At 74.2% G+C, this 19,734-nt stretch carries 23 protein-coding genes; 15 read left to right on the top strand and 8 right to left on the bottom strand.

Going from position 1 to position 19,734, the window contains the following annotated elements:
- The first annotated feature begins 278 nt into the window (after positions 1 to 278).
- Entirely contained in the window at positions 279 to 1,145 is an 867-nt protein-coding gene (locus ACIF8S_RS08915) for a TIGR02452 family protein (protein WP_399998217.1), read from the top strand.
- Here the strand turns inward: ACIF8S_RS08915 and ACIF8S_RS08910 are convergent.
- Positions 1,120 to 1,566: a type II toxin-antitoxin system PemK/MazF family toxin gene (locus tag ACIF8S_RS08910; protein WP_399998216.1), complete on the bottom strand. Its 447-nt coding sequence runs from the start codon at positions 1,564 to 1,566 to the stop codon at positions 1,120 to 1,122. The genes ACIF8S_RS08915 and ACIF8S_RS08910 overlap by 26 nt on opposite strands.
- Positions 1,567 to 1,581: 15 nt before the next feature.
- The gene (locus ACIF8S_RS08905) at positions 1,582 to 2,061 is read right to left on the bottom strand and encodes a pyridoxamine 5'-phosphate oxidase family protein (RefSeq protein WP_399998215.1); all 480 of its coding nucleotides are present in this window, start codon (positions 2,059 to 2,061) and stop codon (positions 1,582 to 1,584) included.
- A gap of 175 nt (positions 2,062 to 2,236) precedes the next feature.
- On the opposite strand from ACIF8S_RS08905, the gene ACIF8S_RS08900 reads away from it, so the two are divergent.
- Both ACIF8S_RS08900 and ACIF8S_RS08895 read left to right on the top strand, forming a co-directional pair.
- Positions 2,237 to 2,773 carry a cysteine hydrolase family protein gene (locus ACIF8S_RS08900; protein WP_399998214.1) on the top strand — a complete coding sequence of 179 codons (537 nt, stop codon included), beginning with the start codon at positions 2,237 to 2,239 and terminating at the stop codon, positions 2,771 to 2,773.
- A 37-nt stretch (positions 2,774 to 2,810) separates the two neighbouring features.
- Entirely contained in the window at positions 2,811 to 3,599 is a 789-nt protein-coding gene (locus ACIF8S_RS08895; RefSeq protein ID WP_399998213.1) for an aminoglycoside adenylyltransferase domain-containing protein, read from the top strand.
- A gap of 37 nt (positions 3,600 to 3,636) precedes the next feature.
- Here the strand turns inward: ACIF8S_RS08895 and ACIF8S_RS08890 are convergent, their stop codons facing one another.
- The gene (locus tag ACIF8S_RS08890; protein ID WP_399998212.1) at positions 3,637 to 4,209 is read right to left on the bottom strand and encodes a TetR/AcrR family transcriptional regulator; all 573 of its coding nucleotides are present in this window, start codon (positions 4,207 to 4,209) and stop codon (positions 3,637 to 3,639) included.
- Positions 4,210 to 4,395: 186 nt separating this feature from the next.
- On the opposite strand from ACIF8S_RS08890, the gene ACIF8S_RS08885 reads away from it, so the two are divergent.
- The 3 genes from ACIF8S_RS08885 to ACIF8S_RS08875 all read left to right on the top strand — a co-directional run bounded on the left by ACIF8S_RS08885 (position 4,396) and on the right by ACIF8S_RS08875 (position 6,234).
- Positions 4,396 to 5,133 (top strand): SDR family oxidoreductase, encoded by a 738-nt coding sequence (locus ACIF8S_RS08885; protein WP_399998211.1) that lies wholly within the window; start codon positions 4,396 to 4,398, stop codon positions 5,131 to 5,133.
- Positions 5,134 to 5,366: 233 nt separating this feature from the next.
- Complete coding sequence (locus ACIF8S_RS08880) at positions 5,367 to 5,795, top strand: VOC family protein (RefSeq protein WP_399998210.1); 429 nt, start codon at positions 5,367 to 5,369, stop codon at positions 5,793 to 5,795.
- Between the two features lie 91 nt (positions 5,796 to 5,886).
- Complete coding sequence (locus tag ACIF8S_RS08875) at positions 5,887 to 6,234, top strand: VOC family protein (RefSeq protein WP_399998209.1); 348 nt, start codon at positions 5,887 to 5,889, stop codon at positions 6,232 to 6,234.
- Positions 6,235 to 6,392: 158 nt separating this feature from the next.
- Here the strand turns inward: ACIF8S_RS08875 and ACIF8S_RS08870 are convergent, their stop codons facing one another.
- The gene (locus ACIF8S_RS08870) at positions 6,393 to 6,848 is read right to left on the bottom strand and encodes an archease (protein ID WP_399998208.1); all 456 of its coding nucleotides are present in this window, start codon (positions 6,846 to 6,848) and stop codon (positions 6,393 to 6,395) included.
- A gap of 141 nt (positions 6,849 to 6,989) precedes the next feature.
- Between ACIF8S_RS08870 and ACIF8S_RS08865 the strand changes: the two genes are divergently transcribed.
- Complete coding sequence (locus ACIF8S_RS08865; protein WP_399998207.1) at positions 6,990 to 7,640, top strand: phosphoribosyltransferase; 651 nt, start codon at positions 6,990 to 6,992, stop codon at positions 7,638 to 7,640.
- Positions 7,641 to 7,851: 211 nt separating this feature from the next.
- On the opposite strand, the gene ACIF8S_RS08860 is transcribed toward ACIF8S_RS08865, so the two are convergent.
- Both ACIF8S_RS08860 and ACIF8S_RS08855 read right to left on the bottom strand, forming a co-directional pair.
- On the bottom strand, positions 7,852 to 9,042 hold the full coding sequence (locus tag ACIF8S_RS08860; protein WP_399998206.1) for a CaiB/BaiF CoA transferase family protein: 1,191 nt from the start codon (positions 9,040 to 9,042) through the stop codon (positions 7,852 to 7,854).
- A gap of 94 nt (positions 9,043 to 9,136) precedes the next feature.
- The gene (locus tag ACIF8S_RS08855; protein ID WP_399998205.1) at positions 9,137 to 9,382 is read right to left on the bottom strand and encodes a hypothetical protein; all 246 of its coding nucleotides are present in this window, start codon (positions 9,380 to 9,382) and stop codon (positions 9,137 to 9,139) included.
- 145 nt (positions 9,383 to 9,527) lie between these two features.
- Between ACIF8S_RS08855 and ACIF8S_RS08850 the strand changes: the two genes are divergently transcribed.
- The gene (locus tag ACIF8S_RS08850; RefSeq protein WP_399998204.1) at positions 9,528 to 10,433 is read left to right on the top strand and encodes a LysR family transcriptional regulator; all 906 of its coding nucleotides are present in this window, start codon (positions 9,528 to 9,530) and stop codon (positions 10,431 to 10,433) included.
- 86 nt (positions 10,434 to 10,519) lie between these two features.
- Here the strand turns inward: ACIF8S_RS08850 and ACIF8S_RS08845 are convergent, their stop codons facing one another.
- Positions 10,520 to 11,140: a TetR/AcrR family transcriptional regulator gene (locus ACIF8S_RS08845; protein WP_399998203.1), complete on the bottom strand. Its 621-nt coding sequence runs from the start codon at positions 11,138 to 11,140 to the stop codon at positions 10,520 to 10,522.
- A gap of 326 nt (positions 11,141 to 11,466) precedes the next feature.
- Here ACIF8S_RS08845 and ACIF8S_RS08840 point away from each other — a divergent pair, with 326 nt between their 5' ends.
- The 5 genes from ACIF8S_RS08840 to ACIF8S_RS08820 all read left to right on the top strand — a co-directional run bounded on the left by ACIF8S_RS08840 (position 11,467) and on the right by ACIF8S_RS08820 (position 16,904).
- Positions 11,467 to 12,030: a 2Fe-2S iron-sulfur cluster-binding protein gene (locus ACIF8S_RS08840; protein ID WP_399998202.1), complete on the top strand. Its 564-nt coding sequence runs from the start codon at positions 11,467 to 11,469 to the stop codon at positions 12,028 to 12,030.
- The gene (locus tag ACIF8S_RS08835) at positions 12,027 to 13,019 is read left to right on the top strand and encodes an FAD binding domain-containing protein (protein ID WP_399998200.1); all 993 of its coding nucleotides are present in this window, start codon (positions 12,027 to 12,029) and stop codon (positions 13,017 to 13,019) included. Before ACIF8S_RS08840 ends, ACIF8S_RS08835 begins: the two co-directional genes overlap by 4 nt.
- Positions 13,016 to 15,145 (top strand): xanthine dehydrogenase family protein molybdopterin-binding subunit, encoded by a 2,130-nt coding sequence (locus ACIF8S_RS08830; protein ID WP_399998198.1) that lies wholly within the window; start codon positions 13,016 to 13,018, stop codon positions 15,143 to 15,145. The genes ACIF8S_RS08835 and ACIF8S_RS08830 overlap by 4 nt, the downstream gene beginning before the upstream one ends.
- Positions 15,138 to 16,277: an XdhC family protein gene (locus ACIF8S_RS08825; RefSeq protein ID WP_399998197.1), complete on the top strand. Its 1,140-nt coding sequence runs from the start codon at positions 15,138 to 15,140 to the stop codon at positions 16,275 to 16,277. Before ACIF8S_RS08830 ends, ACIF8S_RS08825 begins: the two co-directional genes overlap by 8 nt.
- 165 nt (positions 16,278 to 16,442) lie before the next feature.
- Positions 16,443 to 16,904 (top strand): GNAT family N-acetyltransferase, encoded by a 462-nt coding sequence (locus tag ACIF8S_RS08820; protein ID WP_399998195.1) that lies wholly within the window; start codon positions 16,443 to 16,445, stop codon positions 16,902 to 16,904.
- An 82-nt stretch (positions 16,905 to 16,986) separates the two neighbouring features.
- On the opposite strand, the gene ACIF8S_RS08815 is transcribed toward ACIF8S_RS08820, so the two are convergent.
- Positions 16,987 to 17,553 carry an NAD(P)H-dependent oxidoreductase gene (locus ACIF8S_RS08815; RefSeq protein WP_399998194.1) on the bottom strand — a complete coding sequence of 189 codons (567 nt, stop codon included), beginning with the start codon at positions 17,551 to 17,553 and terminating at the stop codon, positions 16,987 to 16,989.
- A gap of 124 nt (positions 17,554 to 17,677) precedes the next feature.
- Here ACIF8S_RS08815 and ACIF8S_RS08810 point away from each other — a divergent pair, with 124 nt between their 5' ends.
- Both ACIF8S_RS08810 and ACIF8S_RS08805 read left to right on the top strand, forming a co-directional pair.
- On the top strand, positions 17,678 to 18,334 hold the full coding sequence (locus tag ACIF8S_RS08810) for a TetR/AcrR family transcriptional regulator (protein WP_399998193.1): 657 nt from the start codon (positions 17,678 to 17,680) through the stop codon (positions 18,332 to 18,334).
- 81 nt (positions 18,335 to 18,415) lie between these two features.
- A complete protein-coding gene (locus ACIF8S_RS08805; RefSeq protein ID WP_399998191.1) occupies positions 18,416 to 19,453 on the top strand; it encodes a LacI family DNA-binding transcriptional regulator in 1,038 nt (345 codons plus the stop codon).
- Positions 19,454 to 19,734 lie beyond the last annotated feature (281 nt).

The raw sequence follows: 19,734 nt of genomic DNA, 5'->3' as shown, positions 1-19,734 counted from the left end.
CCATGTCGCCGGCCCGGAGTCAGGTCGGTCCCGGCCGGCACCAACGCGTCCACCCAAAACCCTCGGATCGCCCGGCACAAGGGCGCCTGGGGAGGCGTAAGGGGTCGGTCATCCTTTCGTTCCGCCCGTCACCGGGGGTTTTCGCCCTCCGGCCCCGGACCGTCCGGGTCGGCGAAAACCGCGTTGCGCCGCGTCACCAGCATCGCTCAGGATGCGTGCATGAGCACGGCGAGGGGGAACGCGTGGGGCGCGTTCACGGCGGCTACGGGGGTGGCGCCGTGAGCGCGCGCCTGCGGGGCATCGCCCGTGAGACGGAGCGGATCGTGCAGGAGGGTGCCTACCGGGCACCGGACGGGTACACGGTGTCCGTCGCCGCGGCGGTCGAGGCGGCCCGACAGGGCACGCGACTGCACGGGCCCGAGCCGGTCCCGGTGCCGGCCTTCGCGCCGGCGGCGACGCGCTTCGAGGTGACCGGCGAGAGCAGCCTGCAGGCGGCCCGGCGCCTCACCGGCCCGGACGCCGCGCGTCCCGCGGCCGTGCTGAACTTCGCCTCGGCGCGCAACCCGGGCGGGGGCTACCTCAACGGCGCGCAGGCCCAGGAGGAGGCGCTGTGCCGCGCCTCGGCGCTGTACACCTGCCTGCTGCGGGCCCCCGAGTTCTACGCGCACCACCGCGCCCACCGCGATCCGTTCTACACCGACCGCGTGATCCACTCGCCCGCCGTGCCGGTGTTCCGGGACGACCGCGGCGGCCTGCTGGACGCGCCGTTCACGGCCGGTTTCCTCACCTCGCCGGCGCCCAACGCGGGCGTGATCCGCGCCAAGGCGCCGGAGCGCGCGGGGGAGCTGTCCGCCGCGCTGGCCCGCCGCGCCGGGCGGGTCCTGGAGACCGCGGCCGCCCACGGCTACCGGCGGCTGGTGCTCGGCGCCTGGGGCTGCGGGGTGTTCCGCAACGACCCGGCGCAGGTGGCGGAGGCGTTCCGGGCGCACCTGGGCCCCGGCGGGCGTTTCGACGGGGCCTTCGAGCACGTGGTGTTCGGCGTCCTGGACCGCGCACGCGACAGTGCGACGCGCGCGGCGTTCGCCCGGACGTTCGCGGACCTGACGGACGAGCCGGCGGTCACTCCCAGCCGTAGCGCTCCCTGAGGCGCTGCCGCACCAGGTTGAACCGCATGCGGTCCAGGGCGCACGCCTCTCGGCGCATGCCCTCCTCGTGCAGTCGCAGGACGCGGTCGACGTCGACCCAGGAGTCACGGCCGGAGCGGTCCCACGGGCCGCTGCCGATCGGCACCCACTCCCGGTCACCCGCGTGCCGCTTGCTCGACAGCTGCACGGCGAGGAACGACCCCGCCGCCTCACGGGCGACGACCAGCACCGGCCGGTCCTTGCCGCGGCCGTCGTTCTCCTCGAACGGGACCCAGGTCCAGACGATCTCCCCGGGGTCCGGGTCGCCGTCGTACGCGGGCGAGTACTCGGTGCGCACCCGGCCCACGGCACGGGGCTCGGTCTCGACGGTGGCGTGCGGGCCGTGGCGGCCCGGGGTGTTCTCAGCGGTGTAGGCGGTCACAGGCGGAACCGTACGTCACCCGTCCGGCGGTGCCGCGCAAGGGGGTTGACACGGTTGATCACCGGGGGACGCCTGTGGTCGGTCCGCGCCCCCCGTGAGTTCCCGGCCGGTCACCATCTCGCTCCCGATCCGTACGAACACGCCGTCCCGCATCGGCATCCACGAGCGGGGACCGGCGCGCAGCAGCCGCTCGTGCTCGGCCGGGTCGCTCACCACGGCCGCCCGGCCGGTCACCACCACGCTCCACCCCGACCGGCACCCGCCCTGGAAGTCGTCGGCCTCGAACCCGACCACCACACCGTCGACCGCCCGCACCAGGTCGGACTCCGCGGAGGTGCGCAGCACCACGGCCCCGTCCGCGTCCAGGGAGAAGTTCACGGGCAGCACCGCGGGCAGCGCCTGCCGGGTGTACACGACGCGGCCGACCGGCACCTTACCGAGCAGGCGCAGGCACTCCTGCCGGTCGAGCGCCCGGAAGCCGTCGCTGTGGATCATCTCCCCATGGTCGGCGCCCACGGACCTCGGGAACAGGGCCGGACGGCCCCTTCGACGCCGGCGGACCCTGCGCCGACCGGCACCGTGCGGGCGGGCGCGGCGCCCACGTCGGTTTTCCGGGCCGCAGTCGGCGAAATGATGTCTGACCTGCCCCCGCGTGTGGCACCCGGTACGCATGGGCAAGACCGCGCTGATCGTCATCGACATGATCAACACCTACGACCACCCGGACGCCGACCAGCTGCTGCCGTCCGCCGAGGCGGTGGTCCCGGTGATCTCCCGCCTGCTGGACCGGGCGCGCCGGCGGGACGCGCCGGTGATCTACGTCAACGACAACTTCGGCGAGTGGCGCTCGCACCACGGTGAGCTGCTCGACAAGGCGCTGGCGGGGCCGTACGCGAACCTGGTGGAGCCGCTGGTGCCGGACGAGTCGTCCCTGTTCGTGGTCAAGGCCCGGCACTCGATCTTCTTCGAGACCCCGCTCGGCTACCTGCTGTCCCAGCAGGGGATCGACCAGCTCGTGATGTGCGGTCAGGTCACCGAGCAGTGCGTCCTGTACTCCTCGCTCGACGCGCACATCCGGCACCTCGACGTGACCGTCCCCCGGGACGCCGTCGCGCACATCCACGCCGACCTCGCGGACGCCGCCCTGCGCATGATGGAGCGCAACATGGGTGCACGCGTGTGCGACAGCGACGACCTGTGGGCGTGACCTTCCCGGCGTCCCCGCCCGGACCGACACTGGGGGCATGAGCCGACCGCCGCTGCCGCCGCCCGAACTGCGGACCTACCTGGGGGAGCTGGTCCGCCGGACCGGCGACGTCTGCGGACCGCACCTGGTGAGCGTCCTCGCGGTCGGGTCCCTCGCCCTGGGTGACTACCGGCACGGACGCAGCGACGTCGACGTGACGGTCGTGGTGGACCCCGCCCTCCCGCGCCCTGCCCTGTCCGCGCTGGCCGGAACGCTCGCCCACCCCGCCCTGCCGTGCCCCGCGGCCGGGCTCGAACTGGTCGTCTACGGCTCCGGCTTCACCGCCCGGCCGTCGGGCGCGGCGGGCTATCTGCTCGACCTCAACACCGGACCGCTCCTGCCCGGGCGAGCCAGTCAGGATCCCCGGGACGCGCCGGCCTTCTGGTACGTCATCGACCGGTCCGTCGCCCACCAGGCCGGCCTCCCGCTGTACGGCACCCCGGCACGGGACGTGATCGCCGCGCCGGACCGCAGGGCTGTGCTCGGCGCGCTCCGCGACTCCGTGCGGGAGCACGCCGACGGCGAGGGGCACCTGGCGGACAACAGGGTGCTCAACGGCTGCCGCGCGGCCGTCTACTGCCGCACGGGCCACTGGTTCGCCAAGCGCAGGGCGGGCGAGGTCGTCGCCGCCTCCGAGCCGGCATTCCGGCCCCTGGTGACGGAGGCCCTGCGCAGTTTCGAGCGCCCCCGCGCGCAGGCGCTCACCCTTCCCGCGGCGGACGTCCGGGCCTTCCTCGCCTGGGTGGCCGGACGCGTCGACGAGGCGGCGGCGGCCGCCGGGGCGTGAACCGGCCGGCTTCCCCCGAGGGAGGCCGGCCGTGTCGTCACGCGCGGGCCTTCAGGCCGTCCAGCACGAGGTCGAGCAGGCGCTCCGCCTGCTGCCGGTGCTCCGCGCCCGCCGACGTCAGGGCGATGCCCTCCAGCGCGGCGCTGATGTCGCCCGGTCGGATGTCTCCCCTGATCGTCCCGGCCGCCACGCACGCGTCCATGAGCGTGGTGACGGAGGCCAGGATCATCTCCCTGCTGTGCCCGTAGGGGTTGCCTCCCGTCGCGGCGATGGCGCGCAGGGCGTCGATCATGCCGTGCTTGGTGGTGACGTAGTCCAGGAAGAGGCGCGTCCACGCGCGCAGGGCGTCGTCGGGCGCCTTCTCCGCGAGCAGGGGGGAGACGGAGTCGCACAGCTGGGCCACCTCGTTGCGGTAGACCGCCTCGACCAGGGCTTCCCGGGTGGGGAAGTTGCGGTACAGGGTCGCGCTGCCGACGCCCGCCTCCTTGGCGATCCGGTCCAGCTGCGCGTTCAGGCCCTCCGCGGTGAACACGCGCGCGGCGGTGGTGAGGATCTTGTCCCGGTTCCGCCGTGCGTCGGCGCGCAACGGGCGGTGCGCTTCGTCGGCCATCTCTGACGTCTTTCCTTCCCTGGGATGCCGCCCATGGCAGCTGAGGCTTGCTAAGTGGGGGCATCCCCACTTACCTTGGTCCAAGTGGGGATGTCCCCGCTTCCACAGTAGGTCACGTGCGGGCCCGCACACGACGCGGACCCGCTCACCTCGTGCGCCTGCGCCCCTCTCGGAAGGACCCCGGTCATGCCGACCCTCCAGGACAAGGTCGTCGCGCTCACCGGTGCCAGCAGCGGCATCGGTGAGGCGACGGCGCACTTCCTCGCCGGAAAGGGGGCCCGGCTCGTGCTCGGGGCCCGGCGCGCGGACCGGCTCGCCGCCGTGGTGGACGGCATCACGGCGAAGGGCGGGACCGCCACCGGCGTGATCGTCGACGTCACGCGCCGCGAGGACCTCCGCCGCCTCACCGACACCGCGGTCGAGAGGTACGGCCGCCTCGACGTGCTCGTCTCCAACGCGGGCGTCATGGCCGTCTCACCGTTCGACGAACTGCGCCAGGACGACTGGGACGCCATGGTCGCCACCCACGTCACCGGCCTGCTCAACGGCATCGGAGCGGCCCTGCCCGTCTTCCGCCGGCAGGGATCGGGCCACTTCGTCACCGTCAGCTCCACCTCGGCCTACGTCGTCAAGTCCCCGCAGGCCGTCTACGCGGCCACCAAGGCGGCGGTGAACGTGATCTCCGAAGGGCTGCGCCAGGAATCGGGCCCCGGCCTGAGCGTGACCGTCGTGTCGCCCGGCTTCACCCACACCGAGGGGGTCGGCAGGACGGCCTCCCCCGAAGTGGCCGCCGCCTTGACCCGGATGCGGGACGAGATCGCGATGCCGCCGTCCGCGATCGCCTCGGCCATCGGCTACGCGATCGAGCAGCCCGCCGGCGTCGACGTCAACGAGATCGTCGTCCGGCCCACGGCCCAGGCCTGACACCTCCCGGCCGAACGCCCGCGCCCGCTGCCGTCACAACGGCCGCCGGGCCGGCCACAGGGCCGTCGGAGGGCGGCCAAGGGCTCGGCGGGGAACGGGACTTGGGGGAGCGCACCCGGAAATCCGCTCGACGCCCGCCGACGCCGTCGCCTAACGTGTCGCCCGCGGCATCGCGTGCCGGTCACCGGCAGGGTGAGGCATGGAGGCGCCGCGGATGCCCCGGAGCATTGACCTTGCCCGTCGAGTTCAACCACACCATCGTCCTCACCCCCGACCGTGAGAAGTCCGCCCGCTTCGTCGCCGACGTCCTCGGCCTGCGGCTCGGACCGCCCGCCGGGATGTTCCTCCCGGTGACCACCGCCAACGGCGTCACCCTGGACTTCGCCACCGTCGACATCGACATCCCCGTCCAGCACTACGCGTTCCTCGTCGGCGAGGAGGAGTTCGACGCGATCCTCGCCCGGCTCGTGGCCGCACGGGTCCCCGTCCAGGCCGACCCGCACGGCAGGCACCCGCGCCGTCTCAACCGCGACGACGGCGGCCGGGGCGTGTACTTCCGCGACCCGGCGGGCCACGGCCTGGAGATCCTCACCCGCCCCTACGGCACCCACCCGGACTCCCCCCTGAACGGCGTCACGGAGGAGATCCCGGGCGCGGTCTGACCGCACCGCCCGGAGAAGCCCGCGAGGCCGGACGTTCCGTAGTACACAGGGAGATCCACCCGTTCGGATCCGTCCACGCAGGGAGTCGTCGATGACCGTGCGCCGAGTCGTGCCCAACCTCCATTCCGAAGCAGTGGAGGAGAACCGACGGTTCTACGGTCTGCTGGGCCTGGAGGAGGTCATGAACCACGGCTGGATCGTCACGCTGGCCGCACCGGCCGGCGGGACGGCGCAGGTCAGCGTCATGACCGAGGACAGGACCGCGCCTGTCGTCCCCGACCTGAGCGTCGAGGTGGGCGACGTGGACGCGGCCTGTGCGGTCCTGCGGGACAGCGGCGCGGAGATCGTCCACCCCCTGCAGGACGAGGAGTGGGGAGTCCGCCGCTTCTTCGTCCGCGACCCCGACGGCCGCGTGGTCAACGTCCTGAGCCACCGCTGAGGTCGTCGGCGCCACCGCCGCCCACCGTGGACGTTCGCCCGGTGGGCGTGGTCGGCCTCGGCGACCCCGCAGCGGAGGAGGACCCGCGTTCCGCGGCGGACATCAGCAGGGCCGGGCCGCCCCCTGACCGGGAGGCGGGCAGCCGTATCCGCGCCTGCTCAGCCGTCCACGGTCATCTCGCACGACCAGCCGTACGGCCCCGGCCGCAGCCGCAGGTCCTCCCAGCCCACGTCCGTCGGCACCTCCCCGGTGACCCGTACGTCCGCCAGGCCCGCGACGGCCAGCCGCACGTCCAGTCCGCCCTCCGCCTCATCGGCCTCCACGTCCACCGGCACCTGCCCGTACGCCTCCAGCCGGTAAAGGATCTCGTCGAGCAGCGCGGCCAGCAGATCCTCGTCGCACGCCTCGGCCAGCCGGATGCGGTCCACCCCGGTCGGTCTCACCCCGGACACGTCCGCGAAGCACTCCACCATCGCCACCACGGCCTCCGCCAGACAGTGCTCCCGGCTCGCCGCCCAGGCCTCGATGCGTACCTCGTCCTCCTGCGCCACCGAGCGGTGCCCGCTGAGGTCCGGTCGTGGCGCCTGCCCCGGGTCACTCGTGTCACCGACCATGCACCACGACTGCCCGACGCCACGGCCCCCATGCCCCGCGCCGGTGCTTCGCGTGCCGGGGGAGCGGGTACGCGGGTGCCGACCGGGGTCCGCGCCACGGTGGACCCGGCACCGGCCCGGTGCGGAGGGAGGGCAATCGTCATGCGGTTCCGTGATCGCCGGCACGCCGGCCGCGAACTGGCCACGCGGCTGCGGGAGAGGCAGGACGCGGGCGCCCTGCCGGACCTCCTCGTGCTGGCCCTGCCCCGGGGCGGTGTCGCCGTCGCCGCCGAGGTCGCCGGCGCGCTCGGCGCGCCCCTCGACGTCCTCGTCGTCCGCAAGGTCGGCGCCCCCGGGCACGAGGAGTTCGCCGTCGGCGCCATGGCCGGTGACGGCGTGCCCGTGTACGACGACGAGTCACTGCGCGGCCTGGGCCTCACCGAGGCCGACCTCGCGGCGGTCGTCGAGCGGGAGCGGGCGGAACTGCTCCGCCGCGAACGGCTCTACCGGCAGGGCCGCCCCGCGCCGGACCTGCGGGGCCGGACCGTGGTCGTCGTGGACGACGGCCTGGCGACCGGCTCCACCGCCCGCGCCGCCCTCCGTGCCCTGCGGGTCCGGGACCCCGGCCGGCTGGTGCTGGCCGCCCCGGTCGGCTCACCGGAGGGCGTGGCGACGCTGCGCGGCGAGGCCGACGAGCTGATCTGCCTGCACGAACCGGCCGCCTTCATGGCCGTCGGCCAGTGGTACGACATCTTCGACCAGCTGACGGACGAGGAGGTCCTGCGAGCGCTGCGCGAACAGCGACAGCCGTAGGGCCGGGCCGGCGGAGCGCCGCCCGACAGCTCACGCCCTTGGGCGGCGACTCCCCGACGGCGGCGCCGGAGAGGCGCTCACTCCGCCCGGGCGCGTGCCGGTACATCGGGCCAGGCGGCCGGAGCGGCACGCACGCGTGCCTGGGCCAGGCCGATCGGTGACGGCGGTCCGCCCGCCGGGACTGTCAGCGGGCCGTTCGGGCGGGGCCCGGTCAGATCACGGCGTCGGTCCGGAGGGCCGCGATGTCTTCGAGGGTGCGGCCCAGTGCGCGCAGGATCGGTTCCGTGTGTTCGCCCACGGCCGGGACCGGGTCCATGCGGGCCGGCAGGCCGGCGAGGTCCGCGGGTGGCAGCAGCGCCTCGACGGTGCCGCCCGGTACGTCCACCTCACGCCACCGGCCGCGCGCGGCGAGCACCGGGTGGTCGAGGAACGCCGTGACGTCGTTGACCCCGGCGCAGGCGATACCCGTCGCCTCCAAGGTCCTGAGCAGGTCCTCCGCGTCGTCGCGGGCGCAGCGCCCGGCCACGATCGCGTTCACCTCCGCCCGGTGGGCCACCCGGGCGGAGCTCGTCGCGAACCGCGGGTCGTCGATCAGTTCCGGGCGCCCCAGGAACTCCCGGCACAGCGCCGCCCACTCACGTTCGTTCTGGATGGAGAACAGCACCTCGCGGCCGTCGGCGGCCCGGAACGTGCCGTACGGGGCGATCGTGGCGTGCTGCGTGCCCAGCCGTGGGGGCTGGCCGCCGCCGTGGCGGGTGTAGTAGGCGGGCTGCCCCATCCACTCGGCGAGCGCCTCGAACAGGGAGACCTCCACCGGGTGTGCCTCGCCGGTGGTGGCGCGGGTGTACAGCGCGGTGAGCACACCGCTGTAGGCGTACATCCCGGCGGCGATGTCGGCGACGGAGATGCCGGTGCGGGCGGTCTCCTGCGGGGTCCCGGTCAGTGACACCAGCCCCGTCTGGCACTGCACCAGCAGGTCGTACGCCTTGCGGTCGGCCCACGGGCCGCTGGTGCCCCAGCCGGAGATGGTGCAGGGGATCAGCCGCGGATGGCGGCGGGTCAGCTCCTCGGTCCCCAGACCCAGCCGGCCGGCCGCGCCCGGCGCGAGGTTCTGCACGAACACGTCGGCGTCCCGCAGCAGTTCGTGCAGGATGTCCCGGCCGCGCGGATCCTTCAGGTCCAGGGTGAGGGACTCCTTCGAGCGGTTGATCCACACGAAGTAGCTGGAGTTGCCGTGCACGGTGGTGTCGTACCGCCGGGCGAAGTCGCCCTCGCCCGGACGCTCCACCTTGATCACCCGGGCGCCGAGGTCGGCCAGCTGCCGGGTGGCGTAGGGAGCGGCCACGGCCTGCTCCACGCTCACCACCGTCACCCCGGACAAGGGGAGTCTCCGCACGTCCACGCCTCCTGCCCGCGCCCGGGGGGCGCCGGTCTCCCGCCCGCTTCGACCGGTCCGCGATCACTACGCGATTAGTACGGCCGGGGCGAGCCGCCTGTCAACGCTCATCGGCCGTCGGTACGGACGGCCGGGCGTCGGCGGGCCGGCTGCGGGACACGATGCGGGCGCCGCCCGCGTCCACGGCGCGGACCTGGAGCGAACCGCAGCCGCAGCGTGTCCACACGGTGCTGCCGGAAGCGGTCGCGTGCCGGGAGACCACCTGGAACGGCTCGGCGTCGTCCGGCCACCCGCAGTACGGGCAGACGGTGCCGGTCGCGCCCGTGGTGCCGGTCGTGCTGGTCATGGCGACTCCTTGATCCTGACGTGCCTCACACGTGCCCCATGTGACGTGTGTGCCCTGTCGGTTGTCCTGACACAGCAAGGGTGCGTCGTACCGTCCTTTCACGTCCAGGTTGACTTTGTGCACACCACCGTGAAGCCTCGGCTACATGATTGACCTGCGCCGGCTCCACGTCCTCCGGGCGGTCGCCCACTACGGCACGGTCACCGCGGCCGCCCGCGCCCTGCACTTCACGCCCTCGGCCGCCTCCCAGCAGATCCGCCAGCTCGCCCGGGACCTCGGCGTCGACCTGCTGGAACCGCAGGGCCGAGGGATCCGGCTCACCCCGGCCGCCGAGAGTCTGCTGGCGCACGCCGACGCCATCCAGGCGCGCTGGGACCAGGCCGAGCTGGATCTGCGGGCCGACCACGGCGACCCCGCGGGGGTGCTGCGGGTCACCGGGTTCCCGGTCGCCGTCTCGGTACTGCTGGCGCCGATGGCGGCGCGGCTCGGCGAGCGCCACCCGCGGCTGTCCGTACGGATCACGGAGGCGGTGGTTCCGGCCATCTTCGACCTGCTCTTCGAGGGCGCCGCCGATCTGGCCGTGGTGGAGTCCACCCCGCACAACCCGCCGATGAGTGACACGCGCTTCGATCAACAGCCGCTGCTGGACGACCCGTTCGACCTGGTCGTGCCGGCCGGGCACGCGCTGGCGGGGGAGGAGAGGGTCGATCTGGCCGAGGCGGCGCGCGAGCCGTGGATCGCGCCGGTGCCGGAGAGCCCGTGCCGGCTCCAGGTGATGGCCGCCTGCGGGGCCGCCGGATTCGCCCCGGAGGTCGTGCACCACGCCGGCGACTGGAACGCCACCGCCCACCTGGTCGCGCACGGCCTCGGGGTGGCCCTCGTCCCGCGGCTGGCCCGGGTGACCCCGGACCTGCCGATCAGTCGCGTGCGGTGCGCGGGCGACCCGCACCGCAGGCTGCTGACCTGCACCCGCAGCGGCGGCCACGCCCGCCCGGCGGTCGCGGCGGCCCTTCGCGAACTACGCGCCCTGGCCCCGACAGCGATCAGCTGACCCCCGCCCGGCGCTCCCGCGTCCGTCCGCTGTCCTGACCTCCTCGCGGCGTGCTCGCGCACACGCCCCGTGCGGGGAAGCCGGTGTCAGGACGCGGGCCCCCCGTCCTCCTCGCGTCCCGGCGCTCCCACCCGCAGGCCGTCCATCACCAGGTCCAGGAGGCGGGTGGCGCGGGGCTGCCAGTCACTCGCCGGGTCCAGGTGCCAGAGGCCGCCGATCGCCAGGATCAGGTCGTCCGCGGTGACCCCCGGACGGATGACCCCCGCCTCGTCGCATGCGCGCAGCAGGCGGTCCGCCGCCTCGACGAGCGAGCCGTGTCCCGGTTTCCCCGGGCTGTCCGGTCCGCTGGTGGCCTGCCGGATGGCGTCCGCGAGGCCGGCCTTGGTCATGCTGAACCGCGTGAGCCGGTCCATCCACTCGCGCAGCGCCCGGTCGGGCTCCCGGCTGCCGAGCAACTGGTCCGCGCTGTCGGCGACCTGCTGCATCTCGTACCGGTAGATCTCCAGGACCAGCGCCTCCCGGCTGGGGAAGTTCCGGTAGAACGTGCCCTGCCCGACGCACGCCTTCTTGGCGATCACGCTCAGCGGGGTGTCCGCGTCACGCGTCAGCTCGGTCACCGCCACGGCGAGGATGCGCTCGCGGTTGCGCTGGGCGTCCGCCCTCTGGGGTGTCTCCGTGCTCCGGGACGCGTCCTTGTGCTCGCCCACCGGTCCTCCTCCCGGGTCGTGACCGAAACCCGTCCTTGATAAGCGGACAGCTGTCCGCTACGTTTCTGCGGTACCGGACAGCTGTCCGGTACCGGCCCATCGTATCGGCGTACCCGGACGGCACGGGAGCCCTCCCGCATGCTCCGTACGACCGGTGCACCCCCCCGCACCCGCACCGCGCACGTCACACGATCCCGCGGACCGCACGCCTCGCACAGCGCCACGACCACCCCCGCCGCCCCGATTCCCAGAGGTCCGCACCGCTGACTCGTCCGTATTTCCGAATTTCCGAGTTCTCCGTGAGTTCCGTGAAAGAAGGCCGTTCCATGACGCTCTCGACGTCCAGCACCGTCACCCTGAACATCAACGGCGAGAAACACACGCTGTCCGTCGACCACCGCACCACCCTGCTCGACGCCCTGCGCGAGCGCCTCGACCTCACCGGCACGAAGAAGGGCTGCGACCACGGACAGTGCGGGGCCTGCACCGTCCTCGTCGACGGCCGCCGCACCGTCTCCTGCCTCCAACTGGCCGTTGCCTCCGAGGAACGCGAGATCACCACCGTCGAAGGGGTCGCCGACGGGGACACCCTGCACCCGGTGCAGCAGGCCTTCCTCGACCTGGACGGCTTCCAGTGCGGCTACTGCACCCCCGGACAGATCTGTTCCGCCGTCGCCGTCATCGAGGAGCACGCCGCAGGCTGGCCCAGCGCCGTCACCGGGGACGTCGGCTCCCAGGCCGCCCCACCGCCCCTGACCACGGAGGAGATCAAGGAGCGCATGAGCGGCAACCTCTGCCGCTGCGGCGCCTACGGACAGATCGCCCAGGCGGTCGCCCGCGCCGCCGCCGAGGCATCCGCACAGCACACCACCGAGGAGACCGCCGCATGAAGGAGTTCGACTACCGGCGCGCCGACGACGTCACCGGCGCGGTCGCCCTGCTCGACGCCGACCCGGACGCCCGCTACCTCGGCGGCGGGACCAACCTCGTCGACCTGATGAAGAACGGCGTCGAGTCCCCGGCCCGGCTCGTCGACGTACGCTCCCTCCCGCTCGACCGGATCGAGGCCGACGACGACGGCGCGGTGCGCATCGGCGCCACCGTCACCAACGCCGACCTCGCCGCGCACCCCCTGATCCGCGACCGCTACCCGGCGCTCACCCAGGCCGTGCTCGCCGGTGCCTCCGGCCAGCTGCGCAACATGGCCACCGTCGGCGGCAACCTGCTCCAGCGCACCCGCTGCGGCTACTTCACCGACATCACCCGGCCGTGCAACAAGCGCGACCCGGGCAGCGGTTGCCCCGCCGTCGAGGGCGAGCACCACAACCACGCCGTTCTCGGTGCCTCCACGCACTGCGTGGCCGTGCACCCCTCCGACATGGGCGTCGCCCTCACCGCCTTCGACGCGGTCGTCTCCTGGCAGACCGCCGACGGCCCCGGTGAGACCCCGCTGACCGACTTCTACCTGCCGGTCGGCGACACCCCGCACCGCGAGACGGTCCTGCCGCCCGGCGCGCTCATCACCCACGTCACCCTGCCGCCCGCCCGGGTCGCCGCCCGCTCCCGCTACCGCAAGGTCCGTGAACGCGCCTCGTACGCCTTCGCGATCGGCTCGGTCGCCGGCGCGCTCGACGTGGCGGACGGCGTGATCTGCGACGCCCGCCTCGCCCTCGGCGCGGTCGCCTCCCGGCCCTGGCGGGCCCGACTCGCCGAACGGGTCCTCGTCGGCGCCCCGGCCACCGGCGAGTACTTCGCCGCCGCCGCCGACGCCGAACTCGCCGCGGCCCGGCCCCTGCCCCACAACGGCTACAAGGTGACCCTCCTGCGCAACCTCGTGGTGGCCGTGCTGACCGAACTCGCCGAGGAGGCCGCCCGATGACCGTCGCACCCCAGCGCCCCACCGCCCCGGGCGCGGTCGGGACCGCGCACACCCGTGTCGAAGGGCGCGACAAGGTCACCGGCGCCGCCCGCTACGGCGGGGACGTCCCGTTCGACGGGCTCGCCCACGGCGTCCTGGTGCTGTCCACCGCCGCCCGCGGCCGGATCCGTTCCGTCGACACCGGGCCGGTGCTCGGCATGCCGGGCGTGCTGACCGTCCTCCACCACGGCAACGCCTCCCGCCTGACCACCGACTACGTCGGCATGCTCGGCGTACCGCCGGACCCGACCGCCGCGGTCTTCCAGCACGACCGCGTCCCGCACGCCGGCTGGCCCGTCGCCCTCGTCGTCGCCGAGACACCCGAGCAGGCGCGCGCGGCCGCCGACGCCCTCACCGTCACCTACGACGAGGAGCCGCACGACATCGCGCTCTCGGCGGACCGGCCCGACTCCTACCCCGCCGCGGGGCACATGCCCGGCACGACGGAGAAGGGCGACCTGGAGGCCGAACTCGCCGCGTCCGCCCATGTGCTGGACGAGGAGTACACCACTCCCGAGGAGCACCACGCCATGATGGAGCCGCACGTGGCGGCGGCGCGGTGGGACGGCGGACGGCTCGACGTCGTCGACTCCAACCAGGGCATCACCTGGGTCGCCGACGAACTCGCCCGGATGTTCTCCCTCGACCCGTCCGCGGTGCGGGTCCGCTCCGAGCACGTCGGCGGCGGCTTCGGCAGCAAGGGCGTACGCGCGCCCCAGGTGGCCGCCGCGATGGCCGCCGCCGCGCTGGGCCGCCCGGTGCGGGTGGCGCTGACCCGCCGCCAGATGTTCTCCGTCACCGGCTACCGCAGCCCCACCGTGCAGCGGGTCCGGCTCGGCGCCGGCCCCGACGGACGGCTGCGCGCCCTGGAGCACGTCTCGCTCAACCAGACCTCCACGGTCTACGAGTTCGTCGAACCGGGCGCCGGCGTGGCCCGCACGATGTACGACGCCACCGCCCACCGCACCGAGAACCGCGTCGTACGGCTTGACGTGCCGTCGCCGACGTGGATGCGGGCGCCGGGAGAGGCGCCGGGTTCGTTCGCGCTGGAGTGCGCGCTCGACGAGCTGGCCGAGAAGTGCGGCGTCGACCCGATCGAGCTGCGGCTGCGCAACGAGCCGGAGAGCGGTCCGGTCAGCGGTCTGCCGTTCGCCGGCCGCAACCTCGCCGCCTGTTTCCGCGAGGGCGCCCGCCGCTTCGGCTGGGACGCCCGCGACCCGCGCCCCGGGGTGCGCCGCGAGGGGCGGTGGCTGCTCGGTACCGGCACGGCCGCCGCGTCCTTCCCGGCGGGCACCCTGCCGTCCACGGCGGCGGTGACGGCGGAGGCCGACGGCACGTTCACCGTCCGGATCTCCGCGTCGGACATCGGCACCGGGGCGCGTACGGCGCTCACCCTGATCGCCGCGGACGCGCTGCGGGTGCCGGCGGAGCGGATCCGCGTGCACCTCGGCGACAGCGACTTCGGCCCGTCGGGCATCGCCGCGGGCTCCATGGGCACGCGCTCCTGGGGCTGGGCGGTCGCCGCGGCCGCCGAAGACCTGCGCGAACGCCTGGTGCCGGGCGGCACGGTGCCGCCGGAGGGCATCACCGTGCGGTCCGACACCACCGAGGCGATCGCCGCCCTCGCGGCGAAGGAACGGCACAGCTGGGGCGCCCAGTTCGCCGAGGCCGCCGTGGACGTCACCACCGGCGAGGTGCGGGTGCGGCGGATGCTCGGCGTCTTCGCCGCGGGCCGGATCGTCAACCCGCTCACCGCGCGCAACCAGCTCGTCGGCGGGCTGACCTGGGGCATCTCCATGGCCCTGCACGAGGAGGCGGTGCGCGACCCCGCCTCGGGCGGCCTCTACGGCGCCGACCTGGCCGGCTACCACGTCGCCACGCACGCCGACGTGCCGGCGATCGAGGTCGACTGGGTCGACGACCACGACCCCGAGGACCCGGTCGGCATCAAGGGGATCGGCGAGGTCGGCATCGTCGGCGCGGCGGCGGCCGTCGCCAACGCCGTGTGGCACGCCACCGGCGTACGTCACCGCAGCCTGCCGATCCGTCCGGACCGGGTGCTGCGGGCGGGAGGTCCGCATGCTTGACCTCACCGGTGACCTGCGGCGATGGCTGGCCGAGGGCCGGGAGTTCGCCGTGGCCACGGTCGTCTCCGTGGGCGGCAGCGCGCCGCGCGGCCCCGGCGCGGCCCTCGCCGTCGACGGGGACGGCACGGTGATCGGCTCGGTGTCCGGCGGCTGCGTCGAGGGCGCGGTCTACGACCTGTGCGTCGAAGCCCTCGACGACGGGGGGAGCAGGACCGAGCGGTTCGGCTACAGCGACGAGGACGCCTTCGCGGTCGGCCTGACCTGCGGCGGCACCATCGAGGTGCTGGTGACACCGGTCGGTGCGGACAGCCCCGTCAGGCCGGTGCTGGAGTCGGTGCTGCCGGACCTGGCCCGGGGCGGGGCGGGGGCGCTGGCGTGGGTGACCGAAGGCCCGGAGGACCTGCTCGGGCGAGCGCTCCACGTCCGCCCGGACGGCACGTACGAGGGCGGCCTCGGCGACTCGGCCGAGCTGGACCGGTCGGCGGCGGCCACGGCCAGTGACCTGCTGGACGCCGGCCGGACCGGCACGGTCGCCGTCGGGACCGGCGGCGATCCGTACTGCGCCGACCGCCTGACGCTGTTCGTGCAGAGCTCCGTCCCGCCGCCCCGGATGATCGTCTTCGGCGCCGTCGACTTCGCGGCGGCGCTGGTACGGGTGGGGTCGCTCCTCGGCTACCACGTCACCGTGTGCGACGCCCGGCCGGTGTTCGCCACCCGGGCCCGCTTTCCGGAGGCCGACGAGATCGTCGTCGACTGGCCGCACCGCTATCTGCGCACCACGCACACCGACGCGCGCACGGTGCTGTGCGTGCTCACGCACGACGCGAAGTTCGACGTGCCGCTGCTTGAGGTGGCGCTGGGGCTGCCGGTGGCGTTCGTCGGCGCGATGGGCTCGCGCCGCACCCACACCGACCGCCTGCGCCGGCTGCGGGAGGCGGGCGTGGGGGAGTGTGAACTGTCCCGCCTGCGCTCCCCGATCGGCCTCGACCTGGGCGCCCGCACCCCGGAGGAGACGGCGGTCTCCATAGCGGCGGAGATCATCGCCACCCGCCACGGAGGCACCGGCACCCCGTTGACGACAACGACGACCCCGATCCACCACGACCCCCTCCGGGAGCAACCGGCGGCGTAGGCCGCCTGTGACGGGCGGAGGCCGTTGGGCGGTGCGGGGCGCCGGCATCCCCGTACCGCCCGCTCCGGGCGAGGTCGCGGCGGTCCTTGGCCGGGCGCCTCCGAAGCAGATCAAGGCCTCGGTATTCGGCTGCGAGGGTCCCACCTGGCCGGCATACTCCGCGCGGTGACGACCCACCACGGCTCCGGCCCGGCCCTGACCACCGGCGCACGCGACGCCGAACTCAACGAACGTCTGACCGCCGAACTCATCGCCTTCAACGCGGCCGCGACAGGTTCGGCCGATCGCGACATGTTCTCGGTCAAGGTCACCGACGAAGCGGGTGAGCTGATCGGCGGACTGGCTGCCTGGACCTGGGGCGGCCTGTGCGGCATCGAACTGCTGTGGGTACGTGAGGGCGACCGCGAGGACGGCTGGGGCGGCAGGATCCTGCGCGCCGCCGAGGCCGAGGCCCAGCGGCGCGGCTGTGACCGCGTAGCCGTCTCGTCCTTCACCTTCCAGGCCCCGGGCTTCTACCAGCGGCACGGCTACGCCGAGACCGGCCGAACCCTGGGCATCCCCGGCGGCCACGCGGACGTGCACCTGTTCAAGCCGCTGGGGTCGGCCGGAGGCGTACCCCCGGTCTGAGGAGTGGCGGGGCGGCCCGCCGTACGCCAGGTACGGCGAAGGGGCCGGGAGCGCTGGTGGCTTCCGGCCCCTTCGGGCGGGGTCAGGCGGCCGTCTGCTCGGCGTCGACCAGCGCGTGCAGGCGGTTGACGACCTCGGTCAGCTGCTCGACGACCTCGCTGTCGTCCGCCGGGTGGGTCTCGGCGAAGCGGGTCACGGAGCCGGGGATCGACAGCTTGATGTCCTCGACCACCTTGCCGCCGGCGATGCCCACGGCCTTGCGGGCCTCGTCCTGCGCCCACACGCCGCCGTACTGGCCGAAGGCGGTGCCGACCACGACGACCGGCTTGCCGCTGATGGCGCCGGCGCCGAACGGACGGGACAGCCAGTCGATGGCGTTCTTCAGCACGGCCGGGATGGTGCCGTTGTACTCGGGCGTGAAGAGCAGCAGCGCGTCCGCGCCGGCCGCGGCCTCGCGCAGCTTCGCCGCGGCGGCCGGGACGCCACCCTCGACGTCGATGTCCTCGTTGTAGAACGGGATCTCCGCGAGCCCCTCGTAGAGCGCGATGTCGGCGCCCGCGGGAGCGAGCTTGACCGCGGCCTCGGCGAGCTGACGGTTGTGCGAACCGGCGCGAAGGCTGCCGACGAGGGCGAGGATGCGAACAGACATGAGGGAACTCCAGGGGGTGGACTATGAGACCTGCGACACAATACGGACCGGGGTCCGCTTTGCAGTTGTAGCACTCCAAACGGACCAGGGTCCAGTTTCATTCCGGATGCCTTACGCTGGCTGCATGTCCGCCGCCCCACCGTCCGTCCCGACGCCTCAGGAGCCGGTCGAGCCCCAGCAGCTGCTACGCCTCGGCCTCGACGACGACGAGCCCTGCCTGCGCGCCGACGCCGCCCGCAACCGGGCCCGGCTGCTGGAGGCCGCGGCCTCGCTCGTGGCCGCCCGCGGGGCCGACGCCGTCACCATGGAGGAGGTCGCCGCGGCGGCCGGCGTCGGCAAGGGCACGGTCTTCCGCCGCTTCGGCGACCGCACCGGCCTGCTGATGGCACTCCTGGACCACAGTGAGAAGAAGCTCCAGGCCGCGTTCCTCACCGGCCCCCCGCCCCTCGGCCCGGGCGCGCCCCCGGTCGAGCGGCTGCGCGCCTTCGGCCGTGCCGCCCTGCGCCGCACCGTGGAGGACCTGGAGCTCCAGCTCGCGGCCGAACCGGACGCCGGCCGCCGCTTCACCGTCCCGCCCTACCGGGTCCGGCTGCACCACGTCACGCTGCTGCTGCGCCAGGCGGTCCCGGACGCCGACTGCGAGCTGCTCGCCCACACGCTGCTGGCCCGGCTCGACCCCGCCCTGGTCCACCACCTGATCCACGGGTGCGGCATGCCGCCGCAGCGGCTGGAGGACGCCTGGGTGGACCTGGTCGACCGGGTCACCGGCACCACCGCCTGACCACGCCCTTCGCTCCGGTCCGCGCGCTCAACTCCCCCGGGGGAGAGCCGCGTTACGGCTTCTGCGAAGATGCCGTACGTCATGGTGCAGATACCGAACCCGCCCGCTCCCGCGCCCCCCGCACCGACGCGCTCCGTGCCCACGAGCGCCGATGTGGCCCGCCTGGCCGGCGTCTCGCGCGCGACCGTCTCCTACGTGCTGAACAACGCCGGTGCCGTCCGGATCAGCGAACCCACCCGCCGCCGGGTCCGCGAGGCCGCGCGGGAACTCGGATACGTGCCGCACGCGGCGGCCCGCAGCCTGCGGGCCGGGCACAGCCGCATGGTCCTGATGCCCGCGCCCGCGTTCCCCGTCGGCCCCCTGTACAGCCAGTTCATCAACGACCTCCAGGCCGCGCTGAGCCTGCTCGACTACACGGTCGTGCAGCACGGCACCGTCGGCGTGCACGACGACGAGGCCGCCCGCGCCTGGGCGGAGCTGCGTCCGGTGGCGGTGCTGGTACCGGGCTCCGGGCTCGGGCCGCGCGGCGTGGAGGTGCTCAAGCGCTCCGGCGCGCGGGCCGTCGTCACCCTCGGCCCCGAGACCGTCGAGGGCGCGCACGCCCTGCTGATGGACCACGACGTCGTCGGACACAGCGCCGGCGCCCACCTCTTCGACCGGGGCCGCCGCCGGATCGGCGTGGTCGTACCGGGGGAGCCGGGCCTCGACACGTTCTCCGCGCCACGCCTCGCCGGGGTGCGCGCCGCCGTGCGCGGCACCGACGCGACCGTGACCGAGCTGTCGCTCGACCACGACGAGGAGTCCGCCGCGCGGCTCGCCGCCCGCTGGCGGGAGCTGGGCCTGGACGCCGTGTTCACGTACAACGACGAGTACGCGATGCTGCTGATGCGGGCGCTCCAGGACGAGGGGATCCGCATCCCCGAGGAGACGGCCGTGGTCGGCGCGGACAACCTCATGCTGGGGCGGCTGCTGAGGCCCCGGCTGAGCACCGTCCACCTCGAACTGCCGTCCGGCCAGGAACTGGCCGACCTGGTCGACCGCGCGGTCCGCGATCCGGGCGGCGCGCCGGAGGCGCACAAGGTGCTCGGCGCGTCCGTCGTGCGGCGGGAGTCCAGCTGACGCCCGCGTCCCGCGTCGACGGCCACGGGGAGTCCAGCTGACGCCCGCGTCCCGAGTCGACGGCCACCGGGGTGCCGGGGGCTGGTGCATGCCGGGTGCGGGTCGTCGTGGGCTGGTCGCGCAGTTCCCCGCGCCCCTGAGGGGCGCTGTTCCGCCCCTGACGGCTACTGGGGTGCCGGGGGCTGGTGCATGCCGGGTGCGGGTCGTCGTGGGCTGGTCGCGCAGTTCCCCGCGCCCCTGAGGGGCGCTGTTCCGCCCCTGACGGCTACTGGGGTGCCGGG

The organism is Streptomyces sp. NPDC085937 (assembly GCF_044540535.1).
Taxonomy (GTDB): Bacteria; Actinomycetota; Actinomycetes; order Streptomycetales; family Streptomycetaceae; genus Streptomyces.
Note: the sequence above shows the minus strand (reverse complement) of the source record. Positions and strands in the feature narration are given on the sequence as shown.

Coding starts and splice junctions, on each gene's coding strand:
- ACIF8S_RS08905 (WP_399998215.1), bottom strand. CDS start 2,061: ATGATCCACAGCGACGGCTTCCGGGCGCTCGACCGGCAGGAGTGCCTG.
- ACIF8S_RS08900 (WP_399998214.1), top strand. CDS start 2,237: ATGGGCAAGACCGCGCTGATCGTCATCGACATGATCAACACCTACGAC.
- ACIF8S_RS08895 (WP_399998213.1), top strand. CDS start 2,811: ATGAGCCGACCGCCGCTGCCGCCGCCCGAACTGCGGACCTACCTGGGG.
- ACIF8S_RS08890 (WP_399998212.1), bottom strand. CDS start 4,209: ATGGCCGACGAAGCGCACCGCCCGTTGCGCGCCGACGCACGGCGGAAC.
- ACIF8S_RS08885 (WP_399998211.1), top strand. CDS start 4,396: ATGCCGACCCTCCAGGACAAGGTCGTCGCGCTCACCGGTGCCAGCAGC.
- ACIF8S_RS08875 (WP_399998209.1), top strand. CDS start 5,887: ATGACCGTGCGCCGAGTCGTGCCCAACCTCCATTCCGAAGCAGTGGAG.
- ACIF8S_RS08870 (WP_399998208.1), bottom strand. CDS start 6,848: ATGGTCGGTGACACGAGTGACCCGGGGCAGGCGCCACGACCGGACCTC.
- ACIF8S_RS08865 (WP_399998207.1), top strand. CDS start 6,990: ATGCGGTTCCGTGATCGCCGGCACGCCGGCCGCGAACTGGCCACGCGG.
- ACIF8S_RS08855 (WP_399998205.1), bottom strand. CDS start 9,382: ATGACCAGCACGACCGGCACCACGGGCGCGACCGGCACCGTCTGCCCG.
- ACIF8S_RS08850 (WP_399998204.1), top strand. CDS start 9,528: ATGATTGACCTGCGCCGGCTCCACGTCCTCCGGGCGGTCGCCCACTAC.
- ACIF8S_RS08840 (WP_399998202.1), top strand. CDS start 11,467: ATGACGCTCTCGACGTCCAGCACCGTCACCCTGAACATCAACGGCGAG.
- ACIF8S_RS08835 (WP_399998200.1), top strand. CDS start 12,027: ATGAAGGAGTTCGACTACCGGCGCGCCGACGACGTCACCGGCGCGGTC.
- ACIF8S_RS08830 (WP_399998198.1), top strand. CDS start 13,016: ATGACCGTCGCACCCCAGCGCCCCACCGCCCCGGGCGCGGTCGGGACC.
- ACIF8S_RS08825 (WP_399998197.1), top strand. CDS start 15,138: ATGCTTGACCTCACCGGTGACCTGCGGCGATGGCTGGCCGAGGGCCGG.
- ACIF8S_RS08815 (WP_399998194.1), bottom strand. CDS start 17,553: ATGTCTGTTCGCATCCTCGCCCTCGTCGGCAGCCTTCGCGCCGGTTCG.
- ACIF8S_RS08810 (WP_399998193.1), top strand. CDS start 17,678: ATGTCCGCCGCCCCACCGTCCGTCCCGACGCCTCAGGAGCCGGTCGAG.
- ACIF8S_RS08805 (WP_399998191.1), top strand. CDS start 18,416: ATGGTGCAGATACCGAACCCGCCCGCTCCCGCGCCCCCCGCACCGACG.